The organism is Variovorax sp. SRS16 (genome assembly GCF_901827165.1).
GTDB lineage: Bacteria > Pseudomonadota > Gammaproteobacteria > Burkholderiales > Burkholderiaceae_C > Variovorax.
This window is the reverse complement of record NZ_LR594666.1, coordinates 919,300-944,454: the sequence shown is the minus strand read 5'-3', so window position 1 is coordinate 944,454 and position 25,155 is coordinate 919,300. Positions and strand designations below refer to the sequence as shown.

The 25,155-nt window shown below is 69.1% G+C and carries 23 protein-coding genes; 8 read left to right on the top strand and 15 right to left on the bottom strand.

The window, feature by feature from the left end:
- Positions 1 to 45 precede the first annotated feature (45 nt).
- The 8 genes from E5P2_RS04610 (at position 46) to ruvC (ending at position 7,622) form a co-directional block, all read left to right on the top strand.
- Positions 46 to 636, top strand: a complete 591-nt coding sequence (locus E5P2_RS04610; protein WP_162565978.1) for a YqiA/YcfP family alpha/beta fold hydrolase — start codon at positions 46 to 48, stop codon at positions 634 to 636.
- A gap of 160 nt (positions 637 to 796) precedes the next feature.
- Positions 797 to 2,857, top strand: coding sequence for a ribonuclease catalytic domain-containing protein (locus tag E5P2_RS04605; RefSeq protein WP_162565977.1), 2,061 nt, complete (start codon positions 797 to 799; stop codon positions 2,855 to 2,857).
- A complete protein-coding gene (locus E5P2_RS04600; protein ID WP_162565976.1) occupies positions 2,854 to 3,711 on the top strand; it encodes an energy transducer TonB in 858 nt (285 codons plus the stop codon). The genes E5P2_RS04605 and E5P2_RS04600 overlap by 4 nt, the downstream gene beginning before the upstream one ends.
- Positions 3,712 to 3,721: 10 nt before the next feature.
- A complete protein-coding gene (gene aroE / locus E5P2_RS04595; protein ID WP_162565975.1) occupies positions 3,722 to 4,567 on the top strand; it encodes a shikimate dehydrogenase in 846 nt (281 codons plus the stop codon).
- A complete protein-coding gene (locus E5P2_RS04590; RefSeq protein ID WP_162565974.1) occupies positions 4,564 to 5,313 on the top strand; it encodes a transglycosylase domain-containing protein in 750 nt (249 codons plus the stop codon). The genes aroE and E5P2_RS04590 overlap by 4 nt, the downstream gene beginning before the upstream one ends.
- A 25-nt stretch (positions 5,314 to 5,338) precedes the next feature.
- The gene (locus E5P2_RS04585; RefSeq protein ID WP_162565973.1) at positions 5,339 to 5,983 is read left to right on the top strand and encodes a lysophospholipid acyltransferase family protein; all 645 of its coding nucleotides are present in this window, start codon (positions 5,339 to 5,341) and stop codon (positions 5,981 to 5,983) included.
- A 6-nt stretch (positions 5,984 to 5,989) separates the two neighbouring features.
- Complete coding sequence (locus E5P2_RS04580; RefSeq protein ID WP_162565972.1) at positions 5,990 to 7,066, top strand: phosphatidate cytidylyltransferase; 1,077 nt, start codon at positions 5,990 to 5,992, stop codon at positions 7,064 to 7,066.
- A gap of 7 nt (positions 7,067 to 7,073) precedes the next feature.
- Positions 7,074 to 7,622, top strand: a complete 549-nt coding sequence (gene ruvC / locus E5P2_RS04575; protein WP_162565971.1) for a crossover junction endodeoxyribonuclease RuvC — start codon at positions 7,074 to 7,076, stop codon at positions 7,620 to 7,622.
- Positions 7,623 to 7,625: 3 nt separating this feature from the next.
- Here the strand turns inward: ruvC and E5P2_RS04570 are convergent, their stop codons facing one another.
- The 15 genes from E5P2_RS04570 to ftsL all read right to left on the bottom strand — a co-directional run bounded on the left by E5P2_RS04570 (position 7,626) and on the right by ftsL (position 25,153).
- On the bottom strand, positions 7,626 to 7,802 hold the full coding sequence (locus tag E5P2_RS04570; RefSeq protein WP_174262638.1) for a hypothetical protein: 177 nt from the start codon (positions 7,800 to 7,802) through the stop codon (positions 7,626 to 7,628).
- Positions 7,803 to 7,814: 12 nt separating this feature from the next.
- Entirely contained in the window at positions 7,815 to 8,738 is a 924-nt protein-coding gene (gene lpxC / locus E5P2_RS04565) for a UDP-3-O-acyl-N-acetylglucosamine deacetylase (protein WP_162565970.1), read from the bottom strand.
- A gap of 85 nt (positions 8,739 to 8,823) precedes the next feature.
- Entirely contained in the window at positions 8,824 to 10,026 is a 1,203-nt protein-coding gene (ftsZ, locus tag E5P2_RS04560; protein WP_162565969.1) for a cell division protein FtsZ, read from the bottom strand.
- A 246-nt stretch (positions 10,027 to 10,272) separates the two neighbouring features.
- Entirely contained in the window at positions 10,273 to 11,502 is a 1,230-nt protein-coding gene (ftsA, locus tag E5P2_RS04555) for a cell division protein FtsA (RefSeq protein WP_162565968.1), read from the bottom strand.
- Positions 11,503 to 11,519: 17 nt separating this feature from the next.
- Entirely contained in the window at positions 11,520 to 12,302 is a 783-nt protein-coding gene (locus E5P2_RS04550; RefSeq protein ID WP_162565967.1) for a cell division protein FtsQ/DivIB, read from the bottom strand.
- Between the two features lie 91 nt (positions 12,303 to 12,393).
- Positions 12,394 to 13,341: a D-alanine--D-alanine ligase gene (locus tag E5P2_RS04545; protein WP_174262711.1), complete on the bottom strand. Its 948-nt coding sequence runs from the start codon at positions 13,339 to 13,341 to the stop codon at positions 12,394 to 12,396.
- Between the two features lie 20 nt (positions 13,342 to 13,361).
- Positions 13,362 to 14,816: a UDP-N-acetylmuramate--L-alanine ligase gene (murC, locus tag E5P2_RS04540; protein ID WP_162565965.1), complete on the bottom strand. Its 1,455-nt coding sequence runs from the start codon at positions 14,814 to 14,816 to the stop codon at positions 13,362 to 13,364.
- Complete coding sequence (gene murG, locus E5P2_RS04535) at positions 14,813 to 15,874, bottom strand: undecaprenyldiphospho-muramoylpentapeptide beta-N-acetylglucosaminyltransferase (RefSeq protein WP_162565964.1); 1,062 nt, start codon at positions 15,872 to 15,874, stop codon at positions 14,813 to 14,815. The genes murC and murG overlap by 4 nt, the downstream gene beginning before the upstream one ends.
- Positions 15,871 to 17,169, bottom strand: a complete 1,299-nt coding sequence (gene ftsW / locus E5P2_RS04530; RefSeq protein ID WP_162565963.1) for a putative lipid II flippase FtsW — start codon at positions 17,167 to 17,169, stop codon at positions 15,871 to 15,873. Before ftsW ends, murG begins: the two co-directional genes overlap by 4 nt.
- Positions 17,166 to 18,887 (bottom strand): UDP-N-acetylmuramoyl-L-alanine--D-glutamate ligase, encoded by a 1,722-nt coding sequence (gene murD / locus E5P2_RS04525; protein ID WP_162565962.1) that lies wholly within the window; start codon positions 18,885 to 18,887, stop codon positions 17,166 to 17,168. The genes ftsW and murD overlap by 4 nt, the downstream gene beginning before the upstream one ends.
- A 5-nt stretch (positions 18,888 to 18,892) precedes the next feature.
- Entirely contained in the window at positions 18,893 to 20,071 is a 1,179-nt protein-coding gene (mraY, locus tag E5P2_RS04520; protein ID WP_162565961.1) for a phospho-N-acetylmuramoyl-pentapeptide-transferase, read from the bottom strand.
- Between the two features lie 18 nt (positions 20,072 to 20,089).
- Positions 20,090 to 21,559, bottom strand: coding sequence for a UDP-N-acetylmuramoyl-tripeptide--D-alanyl-D-alanine ligase (locus E5P2_RS04515; RefSeq protein WP_162565960.1), 1,470 nt, complete (start codon positions 21,557 to 21,559; stop codon positions 20,090 to 20,092).
- Complete coding sequence (locus tag E5P2_RS04510; RefSeq protein ID WP_162565959.1) at positions 21,556 to 23,055, bottom strand: UDP-N-acetylmuramoyl-L-alanyl-D-glutamate--2,6-diaminopimelate ligase; 1,500 nt, start codon at positions 23,053 to 23,055, stop codon at positions 21,556 to 21,558. The genes E5P2_RS04515 and E5P2_RS04510 overlap by 4 nt, the downstream gene beginning before the upstream one ends.
- Positions 23,055 to 24,809 carry a peptidoglycan D,D-transpeptidase FtsI family protein gene (locus E5P2_RS04505; protein WP_162565958.1) on the bottom strand — a complete coding sequence of 585 codons (1,755 nt, stop codon included), beginning with the start codon at positions 24,807 to 24,809 and terminating at the stop codon, positions 23,055 to 23,057. Before E5P2_RS04505 ends, E5P2_RS04510 begins: the two co-directional genes overlap by 1 nt.
- Positions 24,806 to 25,153, bottom strand: coding sequence for a cell division protein FtsL (ftsL, locus tag E5P2_RS04500; protein WP_162565957.1), 348 nt, complete (start codon positions 25,151 to 25,153; stop codon positions 24,806 to 24,808). Before ftsL ends, E5P2_RS04505 begins: the two co-directional genes overlap by 4 nt.
- Positions 25,154 to 25,155: the final 2 nt, after the last annotated feature.

Sequence of the window (25,155 nt, the reverse complement as noted above, 5' to 3'; positions counted from 1 at the left end):
CACACTCTGCTGCGCCGCTTCCCGACCGAACCCGATTGCCTCTCCATGCCTCCCGCGACCCACCTGCTCTACCTCCACGGCTTCCGCTCTTCTCCGCAGTCGGCCAAGGCCAGCCAGATGGCACGGCGCGTGGCCGAGCGGCATCCCGGCGTCGAATGGTGGTGCCCCCAGCTGCCGCCCTCGCCGCGCGATGCCATCGACCTGGTGATGCGCGGCATCGCGGGCTGGCCGCGCGCATCCATGGCCGTGGTCGGCTCCTCACTCGGCGGCTTCTATGCCACCTACGTGACCGGCATGACCCGCTGCCGCGCCGTGCTGCTGAACCCCGCCGTGCACCCCGCGCGGGACCTGGCCCGCCACATCGGCGACCAGACCCTGTGGCATGACCCCGCGGAGCACTTTTATTTCCGCCCCGAGTACATCGACCAGTTGCGCACCCTCGACGTCGGCCCGCTGACCCGGCCCGAACGCGTCCTCGCGATCGTCGCCAAGGGCGACGAAGTGCTGGATTGGCGCGAGATGTCGGCCCGCTACCCCGGCAGCCGCGTCAAGCTGCTCGAAGGCGGCGACCATGCGCTGTCCGACTTCGAGCGCCACCACCTCGACGACGTGATGGCCTTTCTCGACCTCAAATAGCGAAAGAGAACGGCCCCCCGGGCGGCCCTGCCTCCTTCCAGGAACACCGCGGAACCGGCTTCGCCGGGCCGCTGGTGTTGCCCCCGGCAGGGGGTTGGCGTAGCGACACGAAGTGCGCGCAGCCTGGGGGCGAGCAAAGGCTCATGGGACAATCCAACCCATGTTTGTATTGTTCGAAGAAGCCGGCAAATACCTCGGCGGCCGCATCCTGTCGGAAGCGGAGGCCTCGGCGCAGGTCGAGCTCGACAGCGGCAAGCGCGTCAAGGTCAAGAGCGCCCACATCGTGCTGCGCTTCGAGAAGCCGGCACCGGCCGCGCTGATCGCCGAGGCCCGCGAACTCGCGGCCGCGATGGATCTGGACCTGGCCTGGGAATTCGCGCCCGAAGGCGAGTTCGGCTTCGGCGAACTGGCGGTCGACTACTTCCAGGCCCATCCCACGCTGACGCAGCAGGCCGCGGCGCTGCTGGCGCTGTTCGAGGCGCCGCACTACTTCCGCCGCGCCGGCAAGGGGCGCTTCAAGAAGGCGCCGGCCGAGATCCTGCAGCAGGCCCTGGCCGCCATCGAAAAGAAGAAAGCCGTCCAGGCGCAGATCACGCAGTGGGCGGCCGAACTGGCCGACGGCCTCTGCCCGGCGCCGGTGCGCGAGCAGCTCTACAAGATCCTGTTCCGCCCCGACAAGAACGCGCCCGAATACAAGGCCGTGGTCGAAGCGGCCCGCGCCACGCAGCGGCCGCCGCTCGATCTGCTGCAGCGCGCCGGCGCGATCGACTCGGCCTACCAGTTCCACTGGCGCCGCTTCCTGTTCGAGAACTTTCCCAAGGGCACCGGCTTTCCGGCCCTCAGCGCGCCGGCCATCACCGATGACCTGCCGCTCGCCGACGTGCAGGCCTTCTCGATCGACGATTCGCAGACCACCGAGATCGACGACGCGCTCTCGGTCCGCGGCCTGGGCCAGGACACGGTGGTCGTCGGAGTCCACATCGCGGCGCCGGGCCTGGCGCTGGTGCCGGGCAGCCCGATCGACCAGGTGGCGCGTGCGCGCATGTCGACCGTCTACATGCCGGGCCACAAGATCACGATGCTGCCCGACGAGGTGGTCGAGACCTACACCCTGCAGGAAGGGCGCGACTGCCCCGCCGTCTCGCTTTACGCGAGCTTCGACACGGCCACGCTGGAACTGAAATCCACCGAGACCAGGCTGGAGCGCGTGCCGATCGTCGCCAACCTGCGCCATGACCAGCTCGACGGCTTCGTCACGCAGCCCTGGCTCGAGGATGCCTCGGTGGCCGACAGCGACGCGCCCGAAGCCGCACGGCGGCTGCGCGAACCGCTGTCCTTCCTGTTCCGCCTCGCAAAGCATCTGAAGGCGCAGCGCGAGGTGGTGCGCGGCAAGCCCGAGAACTTCAACCGGCCCGACTACAACTTCCGCCTGGTCGGCAACGACGGCGAGCCCACCGGCAACGAGCAGGTCCAGATCAGCACCCGCCAGCGCGGTGCGCCGCTCGACCTGATCGTCTCCGAAGCGATGATCCTGGCCAACAGCAGCTGGGGTGGCTGGCTCGGCGAGCTCGGTGTGCCCGGCCTCTACCGCAGCCAGGCCAGCCTGGCGCCGGGCATCAAGGTGCGCATGGGCACGCGGGCCTTGCCGCATGCCGGCCTCGGCGTGAAGAGCTATGCGTGGAGCACTTCGCCGCTGCGCCGCTACACCGACCTCGTGAACCAGTGGCAGATCATCGCCGCGGCGCGCCACGGCAAGACCGCCGCGCTCGCGGCGCCGTTCAAGCCGAAGGACGCCGAGCTGTTCTCCATCCTCTCGGGCTTCGACGCCGCCTACGCGACCTACAACGCGCACCAGGGCGGCATGGAACGCTTCTGGACGCTCGAATACCTGCGGCAGCAGGCCATCACCGAACTCGACGCGACCTTGATCAAGGACCTGCCGAACGGCGCCCTGGTGCGGGCCGACACGCTGCCGCTGGTGTTCCCGGTCACGGGCACGCAAGGGCTGATGCGCGGCGCCCGCGTGCGCGTCAAGCTCGGCGACATCGACGAGATCGCGCTCGACATCCACGGCACGGTCGTCGAGCGCCTCGACACCGCGCCGGCGCAAGTCGCGGCCGAGGACGAAAGCGGCGACGACGAAGAAGTCGCCGGTCCCATTGCGATCGCTGTCGACCTCGCCGACAGCGAGGCGGCCGCACCGGAAAGCGCGCCTGCATGAACCTGCGCGACCTGAGCACGCTGCAGATTGCGCTCGGCCTGTCGGTCCTGGCGCATGCGGTGCTGCTCTCGGTGCGCTTCATCGATCCCGAATCCTTCAACCGCGTCTTCAAGGAAACGCCGCTCGAAGTCATCCTGGTCAACGCCAGGAGCAACGAGCGGCCCGACAAGGCCATGGCCATCGCCCAGGCGTCGCTGGCCGGTGGCGGCGATCTCGACAAGGGCCGCGCCACCAGCCCGCTGCCGCCTTCCACCTTCACCGCGGTCGGCGACTCGATGGACGATGCGCAGCGCCAGGTCGAAGCCATGCAGGCTCAGCAGATGATGATGCTGGCCCAGATCAAGCAGCAACTCGCCGCGATGCCGGTGCCGGATCCGCGCACCCAGGGCAACCCGAACGAAGCCGCCGCGCGCGAGGAGAAACGCCGCCAGCTGGTCGAGCTGCTGGCCGAGATCGAGCGCCGCGTCAACGAAGAGAACGCCCGGCCGCGCAAGCGCTACCTGAGCCCTGCCACCCGCGAGGCCGCCTACGCGGCCTACGTCGACGCACTGCGCCGGCGCGTCGAGATGCGCGGCACCGAGAACTTCCCCGAGATCGCCGGCAAGAAGCTCTACGGCGAGCTCACGATGATGGTGACCGTCAACTACGACGGCTCGATCCTCGGCACCGACATCGTCGAAAGCTCGGGTGACCGCCTGCTGGACCGGCGCGCGCAGGCCATCGTGCGCAGCATCGGCAACTTCGGCAAGTTCACCGACGCGATGCGCCGCCAGACCGACCAGATCGTGCTGCCCTCGCGCTTCAAGTTCACCCACGACGAGACGCTCGAGACGCAGCTTTCGTCAAAGCAATGAGCGCAACGCCATGGACTTGTACTGCGTGATGGGCAACCCGGTCGAGCACAGCCGCTCGCCGTGGATTCATGCGCGCTTCGCCGAACTCACCGGACAGACGATGCGCTACGGCCGCCGCCTGGTCGCGCTCGGCGGCTTTGCCGACGGCGTGGCCGCATTCCGCGCCGACGAGACCGAAGGCACGGCGCGCGGCTGCAACGTCACCGTGCCCTTCAAGTTCGATGCAGCCGCGCTGGCGCAGCACCTCAGTCCGCGCGCCGCGCTGGCGCAAGCGGTCAACGTGCTGAGTTTCCGCGAGGACGGCATCCACGGCGACAACAGCGACGGCGTCGGGCTGGTCCACGACATCACGGCCCATGCGGGCGTGGCGCTCGCGGGCAGCGACGTGCTGCTGCTCGGCGCCGGCGGCGCCGCGGCCGGCGTGCTGGGCCCGCTGCTCGAAGCCGGGCCACGCCGGCTGGTGGTCGCCAACCGCACGCTGGCCCGCGCGATCGCGCTGGTGCAGCGCCATGCGCCGCTCGCGCTGCAGCACCGTGTCACGCTCGAGGCGCAGGCGCTCGACGCGGTGCCGGGCCGTTTCGGCGTGGTGGTCAACGCCACCGCCTCCAGCCTGGCCGGCGGCGAGGTACCGGTGGCGGCCGGCGTGCTCGCGCCCGGCGCACTGGCGATCGACATGATGTACGGGCCGGCCGCCGCCGGCTTCATCCAGTGGGCGCGCGAGAACGGCGCCGTGCCGCGCGACGGCCTCGGCATGCTGATCGAGCAGGCCGCGCAAGCCTTCGCGACCTGGCGCGGCGTGCGGCCGCCGTCCGCGCAGGTGCTGGCCGAACTGCGCACCATCGTCGACTCGGCGTGAAGGCGATCCTTCGCTGGCTGCTGTGCCTGCTGATCGCGGGCCTCGCGCTCGAACTCTTCTTCGTGCTGCGCATCGCGACGATGGCGGCCATCGATCCGCAATCGACCGCCTTCCAGCGCTCCGAAGCGTGGCTGATCGCCACGCAGGGGCGCGGCAACGGCGATCGCGACTGGCAGCAGCGCTGGGTGCCTTATGCGCAGATCTCGGACAACCTCAAGCGCGCCGTGATCGCGAGCGAGGACAGCGAATTCATCTACCACCAGGGCGTCGAATGGGAAGCCATCGAGCGCGCGCGCCAGCGCAACGCCCGTGCCGAGGAGTTCGCCGCGCGGCGCGCTGCCCAGATGCGCGCACGCGGCAAGGAACCACGCCCGCCGCAGCTGCGCGGCGGCTCGACCATCACCCAGCAACTGGCCAAGAACCTGCTGCTCTCCGGTGAGCGCACGCTGCTGCGCAAGGGCCAGGAGCTGGTCCTGGCCACCACGCTCGAGATCATGCTGAGCAAAGAGCGCATCCTCGAGATCTATCTCAACAACGTCGAGTGGGGCGAAGGCGTGTTCGGCGCCGAGGCCGCGGCCGAGCGCTATTTCCGGAAGCCGGCCTCGCGCCTGAGCGCCGCCGAGGCAGCACGGCTCGCGGTGATGCTGCCGAGCCCCAAGTTCTTCGAGCACCATCCCGGCTCCGCCTACCTGGCCCATCGATCGGCCACCATCGTCGCGCGCATGCCGGCCGCCGAACTGCCCTGAGGCATCGCCCCGTATCATCGCGCGCATGTTGGCGAAGCTCATGGGATGGTTGTTGCTGGGGGCGATCCGGTTGCTGACCGGTGCGCAGGCGCGCTGGTATGGCTGCCCGCCCAAGGCCGAACAGCGGATCTACTTCGCCAACCACCAGAGCCATGTCGACCTGGTGATGATCTGGGCCGCGCTGCCCGAGGAGCTGCGCAGCATCACGCGCCCGATCGCGGCGCGCGACTACTGGGCCAACACGCCGTTCAAGCGCTGGATCACCACCGAGGTGTTCAACGCGGTGTACGTGGAACGCGGCGGTGCGGCATCGACCGCATCGACGGAGGGTCCCGCAGCGCCGGGCCCCGATCCGCTCGAACCGCTGGTCGAGGCGCTGCGAAGCGGCGACTCGATCATCATCTTCCCCGAGGGCACCCGCGGCCACACCGGCGAGCCGCAGAAATTCAAGTCGGGCCTGTTCACGTTGGCCACGCTGTTTCCCGAGGTGGTGCTGGTGCCGGCCTGGATCGACAACGTGCAGCGCGTGATGCCCAAGGGCGAGATCGTGCCGGTGCCGATCCTTTGCTCGGTCACCTTCGGCGCGCCGATCTGCGTCGAGCCGGGCGAAGAGCGCCGCCCTTTCCTGGACCGCGCGCGCGACGCGGTGATCGCACTGCGCTACGTGTAGGCCCGGATGAACGACTACCTTCGCCATCTCGCGCCGACGCACCAGGTCGCAGCGCTGTTCCTGATCGTCTTCGGCCTGCTGGTGACGGTCAGCACCATCGCCTTCCTGCTGACCTTCAAGGAGCGCCGCAATCCTCGGCACGATGCACTGTGGCAGGCCGAGCTGCTGCACTTTCGCGCCCTGCTTCGCACCAGCTGGTTCATGGTGGTGGTGTTCTGGATCGGCTGGGCGCTCGGCGAAACGGTCGCGACCGTGCTGTTTGCACTCATCGCATTCTTCGCGCTGCGCGAGTTCATCACGCTGTCGCCGACACGGCGCGGCGATCACCGCAGCCTGATCCTGGCTTTCTTCGTGGTGCTGCCGATCCAGTTCTGGCTGGTTGCGACGGCGCGCTTCGACCTGTTCACCGTGTTCATTCCGGTCTACGCCTTTCTCGCGATCCCGGTCGTGAGCGCACTGGCCGATGACCCGAACCAGTTTCTCGAACGCAATGCCAAGCTGCAGTGGGGCATCATGGTCTGCGTCTACGGTATGAGCCATGTGCCGGCGCTGCTGCTGCTGTCCTTTCCGGGCTATGAAGGCAAGAGCGCCTTCCTCGTGTTCTTCCTGGTGTTCGTGGTGCAGACCTGCATGCTGACCCAGCATCTGATATCGCGCCGCAGCAGCTTGCCCGCGGAGCCCGACGCCGAAACGCCTGCAGTGCCCGAAGCGCCCGAACGCGGTCTCGGCGCGATCTGGCAACGCCTGTTCCGCCAGGCGCCCTTCGCGCCGCACGTGAGCCGCAGCTTCAACTGGACCAGCTGGGCGATCGGCATGGTGATCGCGAGTCTGGTCGGCGCGCTGTTCTCGTTCATCACGCCCTTCGGCTTCGGACAGGCACTGGCGATGTCGCTGATCGCCTGCGTCGCGGGCTCGATGGGGCACCTGGTGATGAAGGCGCTGAAGCGCGACCGCGGCATTCCCAACTGGGGCCAGCGCGGCGTCGGCATCACGGGCGCCAACGGGCTGCTGGACCGCGTCGATGCGCTGTGCTTCGCGGCACCGATCTTCTTCCATTCAGTCCGTTGGTACTTCGGCGTATGAAGGTGCCATGCGAATCCTAGGCATCGACCCCGGCCTGCAGACCACCGGCTTCGGCGTGGTCGATGTGGACGGCCATGCGCTGCGCTATGTCGCCAGCGGCACGATCACCACCCGCCACCTCGGCACCGGCGAATTGCCTGCGCGGCTCAAGGTGCTGTTCGATGGTATCGGCGAGATCGCAGAGCGCTACAAGCCCGATGCGGCGGCGGTGGAGATCGTGTTCGTCAACGTCAATCCGCAATCGACGCTGCTGCTCGGCCAGGCGCGCGGCGCCTGCCTGACGGCACTGGTCACGAGCAATCTCACGGTCGCCGAATACACCGCGCTGCAGATGAAGCAAGCCGTCGCCGGCCACGGTCGCGCCGCGAAGGCGCAGGTCCAGGAGATGGTCAAGCGCCTGCTGCACCTGCCGGGCGTGCCGGGCAGCGACGCGGCCGACGCGCTGGGGATCGCGATCACGCATGCGCATGTGGGCGCCTCGATGGCGCGGCTCAGCCAGGCAACGACGCTGGGGCGCAGCACCAACGGCGTGTACCGGCAGGGGCGTACGCGCTGAAAATCAGGCGACTCGTTCTGCGATCAACACCGCAAAGAACCCGAACGCCGCCAGCAGCGTCCACTTCAGCACGACCCACCCGAAGCGCCGGTACTTGAGCCGCCCCGTCCCCGCATAGAACGCGAACGACGCCCCGGCCACCAGCAACAGCAGCAGGATGGCCCAGCGGAACAGCAGCATCGACCGGCGTGCCTACCAGGCCCGCGCGACTTCGGCGAAGCCGGCCGGCGCGCGCTTCTCGTCGTCGAAGGTCACGACCTCGTAGGCGTCTTCGTGCGCCAGCAGTTCGCGCAGCAGCTTGTTGTTGAGCGCGTGGCCGGAACGGTAGGCGCTGTAGGCGGCCAGCAGAGGCCGGCCGATCACGTAGAGATCGCCCATCGCATCGAGGATCTTGTGCTTGACGAACTCGTCGTCGTAGCGCAGCCCGCCTGCATTGAGCACCTTGGTATCGTCCATCACGATCGCGTTGTCGAGCCCGCCGCCGAGCGCGAGCCCCTTCGAGCGCATGTACTCGACCTCCTTGGTGAAGCCGAAGGTGCGCGCGCGCGCGATGTCGCGACTGTACGAACCGCTGCCGAGGTCGAACTCGACGCGCTGGCCGGTCGAATTGACCACGCGGTGGTCGAAGTCGATCTCGAAGCTGAGCTTGTAGCCGTGGTAAGGCGCGAGGCGCGCCCACTTGCCCTCGGCGCCCTCGCCTTCGCGCACCTCGACCGGCCGCGTGACGCGGATGAAGCGGCGCGCGGCCTTCTGCAGCTCGATGCCCGCGCTTTGCAGCAGGAACACGAAGGACGATGCCGAGCCGTCGAGGATCGGCACCTCGTCGGCCGTGATGTCGATCTGCAGGTTGTCGATGCCCAGGCCGGCGCAGGCCGACATCAGGTGCTCGACGGTCTGCACCTTGGCACCGCCCGAGGACACGGTCGACGCGAGCCGCGTGTCGGTCACGGCCTCGGCCGTCATCGCGATCGACACCGGCTCGGGCAGATCGACGCGGCGGAACACGATGCCGAAATCGACCGGCGCCGGCCGCAGCGTCAGCTCGACCCGCTGGCCGCTGTGCAGGCCCACGCCGACGGCACGGGTGATGGATTTGAGGGTTCGTTGGGCAAGCACGGCACCGATTTTAGGAGCGCGAGGTGTCCGGCGTACCGTCCGCCTCGCTATGTCCGCGATAGCCGCCATATCCGCCCGGGCGTGCTCAATCCGCCTGCCTGCGCAGGAAGGCCGGAATCTCGAAGTCGTCCATGCCACCCGACGACAGCGCATCCACCTTGGCCGCGGCCATCGTGCGGTTGGTGCGCCACACGCTGGGCACCGCCATGCCTTCGTAGTTGGGCTGGCCGCTCGGATGCGCGCCGCCGCCCAGCGTCGGCACGTGGAACGGAATGTTGTCCGTGCCGGTGCGGATCACTTCCAGCGTCGGCGCCTGGCGGCGCGCGTCCTGGCGCGAGAGGCCGGTCGCGACCACGGTCACGCGCATCTCGTCGCCGAGGCTTTCGTCGTAGGCCGCGCCGTAGATCACATGCGCATCGGGCGAAGCGTAGGCGCGGATGGTGTTCATCGCCAGCTTCGATTCGCTCAGCTTGAGCGAACCCTTCGAGGCCGTCACCAGCACCAGCACGCCCTTGGCACCCGAGAGGTCGATGCCTTCGAGCAGCGGGCAGGCCACGGCCTGCTCGGCGGCGATGCGCGCGCGGTCCGGGCCGCTGGCCGCGGCCGTGCCCATCATGGCCTTGCCGGGTTCACCCATCACGGTGCGCACGTCCTCGAAGTCGACGTTGACGTTGCCGTACTCGTTGATGATCTCGGCGATGCCGCCGACGGCATTCTTGAGCACGTCGTTGGCATGCGCAAAGGCCTCGTCCTGCGTGACCTCGTCGCCCAGCACTTCGAGCAGCTTCTCGTTCAGGATCACGATCAGCGAATCGACGTTGGCTTCGAGCTCGGCCAGGCCGGCATCGGCATTGGTCATGCGCTTGCCGCCTTCCCAGTCGAAGGGCTTGGTCACCACGCCGACGGTGAGGATGCCCATCTCCTTGGCCACGCGCGCGATCACCGGCGCCGCGCCGGTGCCGGTGCCGCCGCCCATGCCGGCGGTGATGAACAGCATGTGCGCGCCCTGGATGGCGCCGCGGATGTCGTCCACCGCGACCTCGGCGGCCTCGCGGCCGATCTCGGGCTTGCTGCCTGCGCCGCGGCCCGTGAGGCCGAGCTGGATGGTCTTGTGCGCGTTGCTGCGGTTGAGCGCCTGCGCGTCGGTGTTGGCGCAGACGAACTCCACGCCCTGCACCCTGCGCTCGATCATGTGCGCGACCGCGTTGCCGCCGCCGCCGCCGACACCGATCACCTTGATCTGCGTGCCCTGGTTGAATTCTTCGACTTCGATCATTTCGATGGCCATTTTCTGACTCCTAAATTTGCAGTTGCCGTGTATATGAATTGAATGTTCTTCTAGCTGACCGGAAGGGTTCTCAGGATGGTGGCCCGGTTCGTCGCCATCGCTCGTTGAAATGCCGCGAAGGGCTGGCGCGAACGACCGCGCCCTTGTTCCAGGAACACCGCGGAGCCGGCTCTGCCGGTCCGCCGGTGTTGCCCCCTGCAAGGGGGTTGGCGGAGCGACACGAAGTGCGCGAAGACTGGGGGTGCATCAAAAGTTCCCCACGATGAAATCCTTGAAGCGGCCGAAGGCCGTCTTCACGGAGCCGTTCTTCTGCGCCACCTTGAAGCCGCGCAGCCGCGCATAACGCGCTTCCTCGAGCAGGCCCATCACGGTCGCGGCGCGCGGCTGCGCGACCATGTCGGACAGCGCGCTCGAATACTTCGGAATCCCTCGGCGCACCGGCTTGAGGAAGATGTCCTCGCCGAGCTCGATCATCCCGGGCATCACCGCGCTGCCGCCGGTCAGCACCACGCCCGAGGACAGCACCTCTTCGTAGCCCGACTCGCGCACCACCTGCTGCACCAGCGAGAAGATCTCCTCCACGCGCGGCTCGATCACGCCGGCCAGCGCCTGCTTGCTCAGCATGCGCGGGCCGCGGTCGCCGAGGCCCGGCACCTCGACCTGGGTCTCGGGGTCGGCCAGCAGCTGCTTGGCGTAGCCGTTCTCGACCTTGATGTCCTCGGCGTCCTTGGTCGGCGTGCGCAGCGCCATCGCGATGTCGCTGGTGATCAGGTCGCCGGCGATCGGGATCACCGCGGTGTGGCGGATCGCGCCGTTGGTGAAGATCGCGACGTCGGTAGTGCCGGCGCCGATGTCGACCAGCACCACGCCGAGCTCGCGCTCGTCCTCGGTCAGCACCGCGAGGCTGGAGGCCAGCGGGTTGAGCATCAGCTGGTCGACCTCGAGGCCGCAGCGGCGCACGCACTTGATGATGTTCTCGGCCGCGCTCTGTGCGCCGGTCACGATGTGCACCTTCGCTTCGAGCCGCATGCCGCTCATGCCGATCGGCTCCTTGACGTCCTGGCCGTCGATCACGAATTCCTGCGGCTCGACCAGGAGCAGGCGCTGGTCGCTGGAGATGTTGATGGCGCGCGCCGTCTCCACCACGCGGGCCACGTCGGCCTGCGTGACTTCCTTGTCCTTGACCGCGACCATGCCGCTCGAGTTGATGCCGCGGATGTGGCTGCCGGTGATGCCGGTGTAGACGCGGCCGATCTTGCAGTCGGCCATCAGCTCCGCTTCCTTGAGCGCCTGCTGGATGCTCTGCACCGTGGCGTCGATGTTCACCACCACGCCGCGCTTGAGCCCGTTGCTGGGCGCGATGCCGAGGCCGGCGAGCTTGAGCTCGCCGTTGGGCAGCACCTCGGCCACCACCGCCATCACCTTGGCGGTACCGATGTCGAGGCCGACAACCAGGTCTTTGTATTCCTTGGACATGAAACTTCCTCTGTTCGCTATTTTTTCTTCGCGTCCGGTGCGACCGTGGTCACGCCGTGCAAGCGCAATGCGTAGCCATCGTTGTGCCGCAGATCGGCGCCCTCCACCGCAGCGAGCGTGCGCCCGTAGCGGCTTGCCACCGGCGTCACCGTGCGCAGGAAACGCTGCGTACGGGCCACCACTTCATCGCCCGACCCGCGGCCGAGTTCGATCACCGCACCGGTCTCCAGCACGACGCGCCAGCTGCCGCGGCTCGACAGCGAGAGATCGTCGATCGTCAGGTCGTAGGGCTGGAACAGCGGCTGCAACACGCGGTACATGCCCAGCACCTGGCCGGCCTGTTCGACCGGCCCGTCCAGGCGCGGCAAGCCGTCGTCGACCTCGGCCACGTTGGCCTCGAACACCTCGCCGAAGCCGTTGATCAGCTTCGAGTCGGCGTCGTCGCCCCAGTGCGCGACCGGCACCTGCTCGGTCAGCGTCGCGCGCAGCTTGTTCGGAAACTCGCGCCGCACCACCGCCTTGCGCACCCAGGGCACCGACTCGAAGGCGGTGCGTGCGCGCGTCAGATCGATGGTGAAGAAGTTGCCCGACAGCTGCGGCGTCACGTTGGCGCGCAGGGTGACGGCGTTGTTGTGCGTGATGTCGCCGTCGACCTTGATGCCGGCGATCGGAAAGAAGGGCTGGCGCAGCACCCACCACGCGCCCGCGGCCAGCAGCACGAGCACGAACGACGCGAACACCAGCGCCGCGGTCGCGTTCATGAGCTTGACGTCGAAGGGCACGGGGATGCTGTCGGTCATACAGAGAACTCCCCCAGGCTGCGCCGCTGCGCGGCTGCGCCAACCCCCTCGCAAGCGAGGGGGCGAGCACCTTCGGGCGGCCGTGCGGTGCTCATCGTTCCTCCGCCTTCGAATCGAGCGTGGCCGAGGCCAGCACGCGCAGGCACAGGTCTTCGTAGGCGATGCCCGCCGCGCGGGCCGACATCGGCACCAGCGAATGGGTGGTCATGCCGGGCGAGGTGTTCATCTCCAGCAGGAAGGGCTTGCGGTCGCTGGCGCGGATCATCAGGTCGGCGCGGCCCCAGCCGCGGCAGCCGAGCTGGTGGTAGGCCGCCAGCGTGATGCGCCGGATCTCCTGTTCTTCCGCCGGCGGCAGGCCGCTCGGGCAGTGGTACTTGACCTCGTCGGTGAAGTACTTGTTCTGGTAGTCGTAGGCACCTTCGGGCGCAGCGATGCGCACCACCGGCAGCGCCTCGGCGCCGAGCCCGCTGCCCAGCACCGGGCAGGTGACTTCCTCGCCTTCGATGAATTCCTCGCACAGCACATCGTGGTCGTAGCGCACCGCGAGCGCGACGGCATCCTGCATCTGCGAATAGCCCTCGACCTTGGTCACGCCGATCGAGGAGCCCTCGCGCGGCGGCTTCACGATCACCGGCAGGCCCAGCACGTCGGGCACCGCCAGCACCTGCTCGCGGCTCTGCTGGTCGAAGGCCAGGCGCACGTAGCGCGGCGTCGGCAGGCCGTCGGCCTGCCAGATGCGCTTGGTCATGACCTTGTCCATCGCCACGCTGGAGGCCATCACGCCGGAGCCGGTGTAGGGAATGCCGAGCAATTCGAGCGCACCCTGCACCGTGCCGTCCTCGCCGTGGCGGCCATGCAGCACGACGAAGCAGCGCGCGAAGCCGTCGCGCCGGAGTTCCCACAATTCGCGCTCGGCCGGATCGAAGGCGTGCGCATCGACGCCGCGCGAGCGCAGCGCGGCAAGCACGCCGGTGCCCGACATGATCGAGATCTCGCGTTCGGCCGAGCTGCCGCCGAACAGCACCGCGACTTTGCCCATGGCCTTCGGATCGATCGGTTTCACAGTGCCCTCCCTTCGCGCGTGAGGCGCTCCGACTTCGGCGATGCGGCGCCGCCGAGTTCGACCACCTTGGCCGGCACGGCGCCGATCGAACCCGCGCCCATGCAGATCACGACGTCGCCGTCGCGTGCGTTGTCGAGGATGGCCTGCGGCATCGCGGCGATCTCGTCGACGAACACCGGCTCGACCTTGCCCGCCACGCGCAGCGCGCGCGCCAGCGAACGGCCGTCCGCGGCCACGATCGGCGCCTCGCCGGCCGCATAGACCTCGCCCAGCAGCACCGCGTCGGCCTGGCCGATGACCTTGACGAAATCCTCGAAGCAATCGCGCGTGCGCGTGAAGCGGTGCGGCTGGAAGGCCAGCACCAGCCGCCGGCCCGGGAAGGCGCCGCGCGCCGCGGCGATGGTGGCGGCCATCTCGACCGGATGATGGCCATAGTCGTCGATCAGCGTGAAGCTGTCCTGCACGCTCGCGGTCTTGAGACGCACCTCGCCATAGCGCTGGAAGCGCCGGCCCACGCCCTTGAAGTCGGCCAGGCCGCGCTGCACCGCCTCGTCGGGCACGTTGAGCTCGACCGCCACCGCGATCACCGACAGCGCATTCAGCACGTTGTGCTCGCCCGGCAGGTTCAGCACGATGTCCAGGTCCGGCAGCGTGACGCCGTTGCGCCGCTGGGCGGTGAAATGCATCTGGGCACCGACGGCGCGCACGTTGACCGCGCGCACCTGGGCCTCCTCGTTGAAGCCGTAGCTGGTGACCGGGCAGGACACCTCGGTCACGATCGCGCGCACCGCCGCGTCGTCGGTGCACAGGATCGCGACGCCGTAGAACGGCATGCGGTGCAGGAAGTCGACGAAGGCCTTCTGCAGGCGCGCGAAGTCGTGGCCATAGGTCTCCATGTGGTCGGCGTCGATGTTCGTGACCACGGCCATGATCGGCAGCAGGTTCAGGAACGAGGCATCCGATTCGTCGGCCTCCACCACGATGTAGTCGCCGCTGCCGAGCTGGGCATTGGCGCCCGCGCTGTTGAGCCGGCCACCGATGACGAAGGTCGGGTCGAGCCCGGCGGCGGCGAGCACGCTCGCGACCAGGCTGGTGGTGGTGGTCTTGCCGTGGGTACCGGCGATCGCGATGCCCTGCTTGAGGCGCATCAGCTCGGCCAGCATCAGGGCGCGCGGCACCACCGGGATGCGCTTCTCGCGCGCCGCCACGACCTCGGGATTGTCGGCATGCACGGCGGTCGAGGTGACGACCGCATCGGCACCGGCGATGTTCGCCGCATCGTGGCCGACGAAGGTCGCGATACCGAGGCCGGCGAGCCGCTTGAGCGTCGCGCTGTCGGCCAGGTCGGAGCCGGAGATCCTGTAGCCGAGGTTGAACAGGATCTCGGCGATGCCGCTCATGCCGGCGCCGCCGAGGCCGACGAAGTGGATGTGACGGATCGCATGCTTCATAGGGCAAGCTCCTCGCAGGCGCGGACGACTGCATCGACCGCTTCGGTCTTGCGCATCGTCTTGGCCTTGATGGCGCGCTCCAGCAGCGCGGGGCGGTCGGTTTTCTGTAGCAAGTCGGCCAGCAATTCGGGTGTGAGTTCGGTCTGTTGAACGAGCCAGCCGCCGCCCGCGTCGACGAGGAAGCGCGCGTTGGTGGTCTGGTGGTCGTCCACGGCGGAAGGGAAAGGCACGAACAGCGCTGCTGCGCCGACGGCCGCGATCTCGGTGACGGTGCTGGCGCCGGCACGCGCGACGATCAGGTCGGCATCGGCGTACGCGCTGGCGGTGTCTTCGATGAAGGGGGTGAGCTCGCCCTCGACGCCGGCGGCCGCGTAGTTGGCGCGCAGCTCGTCGATCTGCTTCGCGCCGCTCTGGTGGATGACGTGCGGGCGCTGCTGCGGCGCGATCAGCGCGAGCGCCTTCGGCACCACCGCATTGAGCGCGCGCGCGCCGAGGCTGCCGCCCACCACCAGCAGCCGGAGCGGACCGCTGCGGCCGGCGAAGCGCACCGCCGGATCGGGCTGCTGCATGAACGCGCCGCGCAAGGGATTACCGACCCAGTGCGCGGTCTTGATCACGTTGGGGAAGGCCGTGAAGGCGCGGTCCGCGACGCTCGCGAGCACGCGGTTGGCCAGGCCCGCGACCGAGTTCTGCTCGTGCAGCACCAGCGGCTTGCGCAGCAGCACGCTCATCATGCCGCCCGGAAAGGTGATGTAGCCGCCCAGGCCGACGACGACGTCGGGCTGCACCCGGCGCACGACGCGCAGGCTCTGCAGAAAGGCGCGCAAGAGGCGCAGCGGCAGCAAGGCGAAGGTCACGAGGCCCTTGCCGCGCAGGCCGCCGAACTGCACCGGCTCGAAGGCGAAGCCCCGCGGCGGCACCAGCTTTTCCTCCATGCTGCCGGGCGCGCCCAGCCAGTGCACGCGCCAGCCGCGTTCGCGCAAGGCCTCGGCCACGGCGAGACCCGGGAAGATGTGCCCGCCCGTGCCACCCGCCATGACCAGTGCTGTCCTGCTCATAGCCGGCCCCCACGCATCAGCACGCGGTTCTCGTAGTCGATGCGCAGCACGATCGCCAGCGCGATCACGTTCATCAGGATCGCCGAACCGCCGAAGCTCATCAGCGGCAGGGTCAGGCCCTTGGTCGGCAAGGCACCCAGGTTGACGCCCATGTTGATGAAGGCCTGGAAGCCCATCCACACGCCGACGCCCTGCGCCACGAGGCCGGAGAACACGCGGTCGAGCGCGATCGCCTGGCGGCCGATGTGCATGATGCGGCGCGTGAGCCAGAGGAACAGGCCGATCGCGAGCAGCACGCCGACGAGGCCGAATTCCTCGCCGATCACGGCAAGCAGGAAGTCGGTGTGCGCCTCGGGCAGCCAGTGCAGCTTCTCGACGCTGCCGCCGAGGCCGACGCCGAAGATCTCGCCGCGGCCGATCGCGATCAGCGAGTGCGACAGCTGGTAGCCCTTGCCGAGCGCATGCTCCTCGGTCCACGGGTCGAGGTAGGCGAAGATCCGCTCGCGCCGCCAAGAGCTCGACGCCACGATCGAGGCGAAGGCGACCACCACCAGCGTCGCGATGACGAAGAACATGCGCGCGTTCACACCGCCGAGGAACAGGATGCCCATGGCGATCACCGCGATCACCATGAAGGCGCCCATGTCGGGCTCCGCCATCACCAGCATGCCGACCACCACGACCGCGATGCCCATCGGCAGCACGGCGCGGAAGAAGCGCTCCTTGATTTCCATCTTGCGCACCATGTAGCTGGCGGCGTAGAGAATCATCGCCAGCTTGGCCAGCTCCGACGGCTGGAAGCGCATGAAGCCGAGCGGCAGCCAGCGGCGCGCGCCGTTGACGTTGATGCCGATGTGCGGAATCAGCACCACCACCAGCAGCAGCAGCGACGCGACGAAGAGCCAGGGCGCGGCGCGTTCCCAGGTCTTCATCGGGATCTGGAAGGTCAAAAGGCCGGCGATGAAGGCGATCACGATCGACGCCAGGTGCCGCGTGAGGAAGAAGGCGGGGCCGTAGCCGGCGCGCGCGAAGCGCGGGTTGTCCGGCAGCGCGATCGAGGCCGAGTACACCATCACGAGGCCCCAGGCCAGGAGCGCGACCGTGACCCAAACGAGTGCCTGATCGAAGCCGAGCACGCGCATCGGCGCCGCCTTGGTCTGCGTCATGCCGGCGTTGCCGAGGCGCACGGGCAGGTGCATGGGCAGCGCATCGATGCTGCTCTTGGCGCGGCTGAACCAGCCGTTGAAGCGGCCGGTCTTGTTGGGCGTCGCAGCGGCGGCGGTGGCGGTGTTCATGCGATCTCCCCGCCGGCGTCGCGCGGTGCATCGGCGAGCGCCTGCACGGCCTCGCAGAAGACGGCGGCGCGGTGCGCGTAGTCCTTGAACATGTCGAAGCTCGCGCAGGCCGGCGACAGCAGCACGGCGTCGCCCGGATGGGCGCGGCCGGCCGCGGCCTGGACGGCTTCGGACAGCGACGCAGCGGCCTGCATCGTGACGCCGGTGGACGCCAGTGCGGCTTCGATCAGCGGTGCATCGCGGCCGATCAGCACGACGGCACGCGCGTACTGGCGCACCGGCGCGGCCAGCGGCGCGAAGTCCTGGCCCTTGCCTTCGCCGCCGAGGATCACGACGACCCGCCGCTCCTCGCCCAGGCTGCCGAGTGCAGCGACCGTCGCGCCGACGTTGGTGCCCTTGCTGTCGTCGAAGTACTCGACCTCGTCCACGATCGCCACCGGCTCGACGCGATGCGGCTCGCCGTGGTACTCGCGCAGGCCGTAGAGCATCGGGCCGAGCTGGCAGCCGGCAGCCGTGGCGAGCGCGAGCGCCGCCAGCGCGTTGAGCGCGTTGTGCCGGCCGCGGATGCGCAGTGCGTCGGCGGGCATCAGGCGCTGGATGTGGATCTCTTCTTCCTCGATGGCCGCGCCGCGCTTGCGCTTCTGCGTCTCGTCGGCCTCGAGCGCGCGCACCAGCCAGCCCATGCCGTTGATTCGCTCGATGCCGTAGTCGCCCGGCCGCTGCGGCAGGCCGGCGCCGAAGGTGACGATGCTGCGCGCGACCTGCCCCTTGGGGAGCTTGACCGGCGCAGGCCGCATGGCCATGACGGCGTCGTCTTCCCGGTTGAGCACCATCACGCCGCGCGTGCCGAAAACGCGCGCCTTGGCCGCCGCATACGCGGCCATGTCGCCGTGCCAGTCGAGATGGTCCTGCGACAAGTTGAGCACCGTGGCGGCCGTGGGCTCGAAGCCCTGCACGCCTTCGAGCTGGAAGCTCGAGAGCTCGAGCACCCAGACCTCGGGCAGCGTGCCGGCGTCGAGGTGCGCGGCCAGGGTGTCCAGCAAGGTCGGGCCGATGTTGCCGGCGACCGCGACGCTCTTGCCGGCACGCGCCACCAGTTGACCGGTGAGCGCGGTGACGGTCGTCTTGCCATTGGTGCCGGTGATGGCCAGCACCGCGGGCGCATAGCCCTGCGGCGCGGGCGCAGGCGGCTCGATGACCGGCGCCGGCGATTCGGCGGCGATGTCGTCGTCTTCGTCCTCGGCGGATTCCGCGGCCGGCTGGCCTTGCGTGGGCTCGGCTTGCTCGACGGCCTCGGGCGGCGTCGCCTCGGGTTCGAGGACCGGTGCCGCGAGCGGCGTGTCCTCGACCGTCGGCGCATCGACGACGTCGACCGTGCGCAGATCCGCCAGCGCCTGCGCGAACAGCTCGAGCTCGCCACCCACCGGCAGGCCGATCGCCCGCGCCGCGCCGGTCACCACGGCGACCGAGGCCGGCGACAGGCCCGGCGACACATGGACCGCGCGCACCGACGTGCCTTCGACCAGCGCAGCCGTGAACGGGCCGCCGACGAAGACTGCGCCGGGCACCGCCTGCCTGAGCGCATCGCGCTGCGGCGGCGCCTCGCGCGTGTCGGCCACCGTCACCATCGCGCCGTGGCGCGCACACCAGCGCGCCATCGCCAGGCCGGACGCACCGAGGCCCAGGACGAGCACGTGAAGGTCTTGCAGATGTCGCATGGGCTTCACCGCAGCTTCAACGTCGACAGGCCCACCAGGCACAACAGCATGGTGATGATCCAGAAGCGCACCACGACCTGCGTCTCGCGCCAGCCGCTCTTCTCGAAGTGATGGTGCAGCGGCGCCATCTTGAGCACGCGGCGGCCTTCGCCGAAGCGCTTCTTGGTGTACTTGAAGTAGGTGACCTGCGCCATCACCGAGATCGCCTCGACCACGAAGATGCCGCCCATGATGAAGAAGACGATCTCCTGCCGCACGATCACCGCGATGGTGCCGAGCGCGCCGCCGAGCGCGAGCGCGCCCACGTCGCCCATGAAGACCTGCGCCGGATGGGTGTTGAACCAGAGGAAGGCCAGGCCGGCGCCCGCCATCGCCGAGCAGAACACCAGCAGCTCGCCCGAGCCCGGGATGTGCGGGAACAGCAGGTAGCGCGAATACACGGCGCTGCCCGTGACGTAGGCGAACACGCCCAGCGCGGAGCCGACCATCACGACCGGCATGATCGCCAGGCCGTCGAGGCCATCGGTGAGGTTGACCGCATTGCTCGCGCCGACGATCACCAGGTAGGTGAGGATCACGAAGCCGATGCCGCCCAGCGGATAGCTCACTTCCTTGAAGAAAGGCACCAGCAGGTTGATCTTGGGCGGGAAGCTCAGGTCGAAGCCCGAGCTCACCCAGCTGGAAAACAGCTCGAGCACGCGCCAGTTGGAGCTCTCTGAAATGCTGAACAGCAGGTAGAAGCCGGCCACCAGGCCGACCACCGACTGCCAGAAGTATTTCTCGCGCGAGCGCATGCCCTCCGGATCCTTGCGCACCACCTTGCGCCAGTCGTCGACCCAGCCGATGGCGCCGAAGCCGAGCGTGACCCACAGCACGATCCACACGAAGCGGTTCGACATGTCGAACCACAGCAGCGTGGCGAACGCGATCGCGAACAGCACGAGGACGCCGCCCATCGTGGGCGTGCCGCTCTTGGTCAGATGGCTCTCCATGCCGTAGCCGCGCACCGGCTGGCCGATCTTGAGCGCAGTGAGCCGGCGGATCACGTACGGCCCGGCGATCAGCCCGACCAGCAGCGCCGTCAGCGCCGCCATCAGCGCGCGGAAGGTGAGGTACTGGAAGATGCGCAGGAACCCGAAGTCGGGCGACACCGTCTGCAGCCATTGGGCCAGGCTCATCAGCATGAGATTGCCAAGCGCGGCTCATTCGACATGGCCGGCCTCCTTGTTTTGTTGTTGTTGTCGTGGCGTGCCGGCCGCGGCGATGGTCTGGACCACGCGCTCCATCCGCATGAATCGCGATCCCTTGACCAGCACGCTGGCGGTCTCCGGCAAGCGTGCGAGCACCGCGTCCTTGAGCGTCTCGATGTCGTCGAAGTGCCTGCCTTCGGCAACGCGTGAAGCCGCGGACGCCCTGAAGGCCGCGATGCTGTGCGCCGATTCCTGGCCCAGTGCGAACAGGGTCTCGATGCCGCGCTCGCGCGCCCAGGCGCCGACCTCGGCATGGAACTGCGGACCGCGGTCGCCGACCTCGCCCATGTCACCCAGCACCAGCACGCGCGGACCGGGCAGGCTGGCGAGCACGTCGATGGCGGCGCGCACCGAGTCGGGATTGGCGTTGTAGCTGTCGTCGATCAGCGTGATCGCGCGGCCGCCCGGCAGCAGCAGCTCGGCGGCGCGCGAACGTCCCTTGACCGGCTCGAACGCGGCCAGCCCTTCGGCGATCTTGTCGAGCGACACGCCGCTGGCGAGCGAACAGGCGATCGCCGCCAGCGCGTTGACCACGTTGTGGCGGCCCGCGATGCGCAGCGCGCAGCGCAGATCGCCGACCGGCGTGCGGGCTTCGAACTGCCAGGCGCCGCGCTGCCAGTCGGCCGCCAGCAGCGTGATGTCCGCATCGGCATGTTCGCCGAAGGTCAGGCAGCGGCGCGGCGCGCCCTTGTGCGCGAGCTCGTCCCACAGCGGCGTGAATTCGTCGCCATAGGGGAACACCGCGGTGCCGTTGCCCGGCAGCGTGATGAAGGCCGCGCCGTTCTCGCGCGCCACGGCCTCGACGCTGGTCATGAATTCCTGGTGCTCGCGCTGCGCGTTGTTCACCAGCGCGATGGAGGGGCGCGCCATCGCGGCCAGACGCGCGATCTCGCCCGGATGGTTCATCCCCAGCTCGACCACGGCCAGCTGGTGGTGCGCGCGCAGCCGCAGCAGCGTCAGCGGCACGCCGATCTCGTTGTTGAAGTTGCCCGCGGTGGCGAGTGCGCGATCGCCGCAGGCCACGCGCAGAATCGCCGCGATCATCTGCGTGACGGTGGTCTTGCCGTTGCTGCCGGTGACGGCCACCATCGGCAGCTCGAACTGCGAACGCCAGCCAGTGGCCAGCGCGCCGAGCGCGGCCAGCGTGTCGGGCACTTCGAGGCCCGCGAGGCCCGCGGCTTCGAGGCCGCCATGCGCGATCGCCGCGGCCGCGCCGCGCGTGCGGGCGTCGTCGAGGTAGGCGTTGGCATCGAAGCGTTCGCCCTTCAGCGCCACGAACAGGTCGCCGGGCGCGAGCGTGCGCGTGTCGGTGTGCACGCGCAGGATCGGCGTGGCAGCGCCGCCGACCAGGCGTGCGCCGGGAATCCACGGCAGGGCCTGACCCAGGGTCATCATCGGCGCGGTCGCGAGCGCGTCGTTCATCCAGCTGTCCTTCGCGTCAGTGCATCGATCGCATGCGTGCGATCCGAAAAGGCGATGCGTTCGCCGGCGATCTCCTGCCACGCCTCGTGGCCCTTGCCGGCGAGCAGCACCACGTCCTCGGGCGCCGCCTGCGCCAGCGTGTCGGCGATCGCCTTCGCACGATCGGGCTCGACCTGCGCGGCCTCGGGGTTCGCCAGGCCGAGCAGGATCTGGCTGACGATCGCCGACGGTGTCTCGCTGCGCGGGTTGTCGCTGGTGACGACCACGCGATCGGCCTGCTTCTCGGCCACCGCGGCCATCATGGGCCGCTTGGCCGTGTCGCGGTCGCCGCCGCAGCCGAAGACGCACCACAGCACCCCGCCGCGCTGCTGCGCCAGCGGCCGCAGGCCGGCGAGCGCCTTGTCGAGCGCGTCGGGCGTGTGCGCATAGTCAACCACGGCCAGCGGCTGGCCCGGCACGCTGATGCGCTCCATGCGGCCGGGCACGCTGTCGAGCCGGCCGCAGGCCTGCACCGCGTCTTCGAGCGACAGGCCGAGCGCGCGCAGCGTGCCCAGCACGCCCAGCAGGTTGGCGACGTTGTACTGGCCGATCAGCTGCGTCGACAGGCGCTGGCGCGCGGCGCCCCGCTCCACCACCGAGAACTGCAGGCCCTGCGCGTCATAGCCGATGTCCTCGGCCGCGAGCCGGGCCGGCGCGCCGCTGGCCGACACGGTCCAGACGTCGAGCGCGCCGACGCCCTTTTCCATCAGGCTCGCCACCAGCGAGGCGCCATGCAGGTCGTCGATGTTGACCACCGCGGCGTGCAGGCCGGGCCAGCGGAACAGCTCGGCCTTGGCCTGCCAGTAGGCGTCCATGCTGCCGTGGTAGTCGAGATGGTCCTGCGTGAAATTGGTGAACACCGCGAGGGCGATGCGCGTGCCGTCCAGGCGGCGTTCGGCGATGCCGATCGACGATGCCTCGATCGCGCAGGCGCCGAAGCCGCGATCGGCAAAGCTGCGCAGCTCGCGCTGCAGCATCACCGGATCGGGCGTGGTGAGGCCGGTGTAGCTGAGCTCCGGCGGCACGCCGATGCCGAGCGTGCCGATCACGCCGCAGGGGCCGGTCCCCGGCCTGGCCGCGTTCGACAGCGCCTGGCCCAGCCACCATGCGGTGGAGGTCTTGCCATTGGTGCCGGTGACGGCGAGCACATCGAGCCGTTCGGAAGGCATGTCGTGGTACGCGGCGGCGATGGGGCCGGTCGCGGCCTTCAGGCCCGCATAGCCGGCGATCGCATCGCCGTCGAAGCCGAACGGCTCGACGCCCTCGCGCTCGACCAGGCAGGCCGCGGCGCCCTGCGCCAGCGCGGCCGCGACATGGCGGCGGCCGTCGGTCGCTGCGCCCGGCCAGGCGATGAAGCCGTCGCCCGCGGCCACCGGCCGGCTGTCGGCATGCAGCACGCCGCGCACGCGCGACTTGAGCCAGCGCGCGGCTTCGTCGGGAGTGTGGAGCGTCAGCATCAGAAGCTCTCCTCCACGCCGCTGGTCACCACCAGCGGCTTGACGGCCAGGTCGGGCGGCACGTTCATCATGCGCAGCGTCTGCTGCACGACTTCGCTGAACACGGGCGCGGCCACGATGCCGCCGAAATACTGGCCGTCGCTCGGCTCGTCGATCATCACCGCGACGATGATGCGCGGCTTCTCGATCGGTGCCATGCCCGTGAACCAGGAACGGTATTTGTGGCCCGCGTAGCCGCGGCCTTCCTGCTTGTGCGCCGTGCCCGACTTGCCGCCGACCGAATAGCCGATGGTTTGCGCCAGCGGCCCCGTGCCGCCGGGGCCGGCGGCCATCTGCAGCATCTTGCGCACGGCCAGCGCGTTCTGCGCCGAGAACACCTTCACGCCGACGGCCGGCTCCGGGCTCTTGAGGATGGTGACCGGGATGATGTCGCCGTCGTGCGCGAACGAGGTGTACGAATGCGCCATCTGGAACAGCGAGGCCGAGAGGCCGTAGCCGTAGGCCATGGTCGCCTGCTCGACCGGCCGCCAGTTCTTCCAGGGCCGCAGCCGGCCGGTCACCGCGCCGGGGAACTGGATCTGCGGCTTCTGGCCATAGCCGAGCGCGGTATAGGTGTCCCACATCTCGCGCGGCGTCATCTTCTGCGCGATCTTGAGCGCGCCGATGTTGCTGGACTTCTGGATCACGCCCTCGACCGTCAGCATCCCGTAGTTGTGCGTGTCGCTGATGGTGAAGCCGCCGATCTGGAAGCGGCCGGGCGCGGTGTCGACCAGGGTCGACGGCTTCACGCGGCCGGCCTCGAGCGCCATGCCGATGGTGATCGGCTTCATGGTCGAGCCGGGCTCGAAGGTGTCGGTCAGCGCGCGGTTGCGCAACTGTTCGCCGGTGAGATTCTGCCGCTTGTCGGGCACGTAACTCGGGTAGTTGGCCAGCGCCAGCACTTCGCCGGTGATGGCGTCGAGCACGACCACGCTGCCGGCCCGGGCCTTGTGGGCCGTCACGGCATCGCGCAGCTTCTGGTAGGCGAAGAATTGCACCTTGCTGTCGACGCTGAGCTGGATGTCCCGGCCTTCGGCCGGCGGCACCTGCTCGCCGACGCCTTCGACCACGCGGCCGAGGCGGTCCTTGATCACGCGGCGCGAACCGGCCTTGCCGGCAAGCTCCTTGTTGAATGCGAGTTCGATGCCTTCCTGGCCGTTGTCCTCGACATTGGTGAAGCCGACCACATGGGCCGCGGCCTCGCCTTCCGGATACTGGCGCTTGTATTCCTTGCGCTGGTAGATGCCCTTGATGTTGAGCGCAGCGATCTGCTTGGCGATCGGCTCGTCGACCTGGCGCCGGATCCAGACGAAGGTTCGGTCCTCGTCCTCGAGCTTCCTGTCGAAGTCCTTCTGCGCCATGCCCAGCAGCTGTGCCACCTGCCTGAGCTTGGCCTTGACCTCGGGATCGTCGCGCTCGATGTCCTCGGGGATGGCCCAGATGCTCGGAGCGACCACGCTGGACGCCAACAGGAGGCCGTTGCGGTCGAGGATGCGGCCGCGGTTGGCGGGCAGTTCCAGCGTGCGCGTGAAGCGCACCTCGCCCTGGCGCTGGAAGAAGGCATTGCCGAACACCTGCACATAGGCCGCGCGGCCGGCCAGCATCAGGAAGCCGAGCGCGATGCCGGCAACGATGAACTTGCTGCGCCAGACCGGCGTCTTGCTGGCGAGCAGCGGACTGGTCGTGTATCGCACGCTGCGGCTGCGCCGGATCATGGGTGCCCCTTCGGCGCCAGCTTCGGCGCAGCCCGGGGCGCGGAGGCCGCGGGCGCAGCGGCCACTGCCGGGATCACGGTCCCGTCCTGGCGCACGTACTGCGTGATGGCCGGCGTGGTCGTGCGCATCTTGAGCTGCTCCTTGGCCAGCTTCTCGACGCGCAGCGGCGTGGCCTGGGCGCGCTTCTCGACTTCCAGGCGATCACGGTCCAGTTCCAGCCGGCGGGCTTCGAGCTCGACGCGGTGGAACTCGGTGAAGAGCTGGCGCGACAGGTACTGCGTGTGCACGAGGTAGATCGCCGAGCCCAGCACGGCGATCAGCAGCAGGAAGTTGAGGCGCGCCATCC

Bases quoted from the DNA above. Each gene is read 5' to 3' on its own strand.
- E5P2_RS04610 (WP_162565978.1), top strand. From the start codon at position 46: ATGCCTCCCGCGACCCACCTGCTCTACCTCCACGGCTTCCGCTCTTCT.
- E5P2_RS04605 (WP_162565977.1), top strand. From the start codon at position 797: ATGTTTGTATTGTTCGAAGAAGCCGGCAAATACCTCGGCGGCCGCATC.
- E5P2_RS04600 (WP_162565976.1), top strand. From the start codon at position 2,854: ATGAACCTGCGCGACCTGAGCACGCTGCAGATTGCGCTCGGCCTGTCG.
- aroE (WP_162565975.1), top strand. From the start codon at position 3,722: ATGGACTTGTACTGCGTGATGGGCAACCCGGTCGAGCACAGCCGCTCG.
- E5P2_RS04585 (WP_162565973.1), top strand. From the start codon at position 5,339: ATGTTGGCGAAGCTCATGGGATGGTTGTTGCTGGGGGCGATCCGGTTG.
- E5P2_RS04580 (WP_162565972.1), top strand. From the start codon at position 5,990: ATGAACGACTACCTTCGCCATCTCGCGCCGACGCACCAGGTCGCAGCG.
- ruvC (WP_162565971.1), top strand. From the start codon at position 7,074: ATGCGAATCCTAGGCATCGACCCCGGCCTGCAGACCACCGGCTTCGGC.
- E5P2_RS04570 (WP_174262638.1), bottom strand. From the start codon at position 7,802: ATGCTGCTGTTCCGCTGGGCCATCCTGCTGCTGTTGCTGGTGGCCGGG.
- ftsZ (WP_162565969.1), bottom strand. From the start codon at position 10,026: ATGGCCATCGAAATGATCGAAGTCGAAGAATTCAACCAGGGCACGCAG.
- ftsA (WP_162565968.1), bottom strand. From the start codon at position 11,502: ATGTCCAAGGAATACAAAGACCTGGTTGTCGGCCTCGACATCGGTACC.
- E5P2_RS04550 (WP_162565967.1), bottom strand. From the start codon at position 12,302: ATGACCGACAGCATCCCCGTGCCCTTCGACGTCAAGCTCATGAACGCG.
- E5P2_RS04545 (WP_174262711.1), bottom strand. From the start codon at position 13,341: ATGGGCAAAGTCGCGGTGCTGTTCGGCGGCAGCTCGGCCGAACGCGAG.
- murC (WP_162565965.1), bottom strand. From the start codon at position 14,816: ATGAAGCATGCGATCCGTCACATCCACTTCGTCGGCCTCGGCGGCGCC.
- murG (WP_162565964.1), bottom strand. From the start codon at position 15,874: ATGAGCAGGACAGCACTGGTCATGGCGGGTGGCACGGGCGGGCACATC.
- ftsW (WP_162565963.1), bottom strand. From the start codon at position 17,169: ATGAACACCGCCACCGCCGCCGCTGCGACGCCCAACAAGACCGGCCGC.
- murD (WP_162565962.1), bottom strand. From the start codon at position 18,887: ATGCGACATCTGCAAGACCTTCACGTGCTCGTCCTGGGCCTCGGTGCG.
- mraY (WP_162565961.1), bottom strand. From the start codon at position 20,071: ATGCTGATGAGCCTGGCCCAATGGCTGCAGACGGTGTCGCCCGACTTC.
- E5P2_RS04515 (WP_162565960.1), bottom strand. From the start codon at position 21,559: ATGAACGACGCGCTCGCGACCGCGCCGATGATGACCCTGGGTCAGGCC.
- E5P2_RS04510 (WP_162565959.1), bottom strand. From the start codon at position 23,055: ATGCTGACGCTCCACACTCCCGACGAAGCCGCGCGCTGGCTCAAGTCG.
- E5P2_RS04505 (WP_162565958.1), bottom strand. From the start codon at position 24,809: ATGATCCGGCGCAGCCGCAGCGTGCGATACACGACCAGTCCGCTGCTC.
- ftsL (WP_162565957.1), bottom strand. From the start codon at position 25,153: ATGGCGCGCCTCAACTTCCTGCTGCTGATCGCCGTGCTGGGCTCGGCG.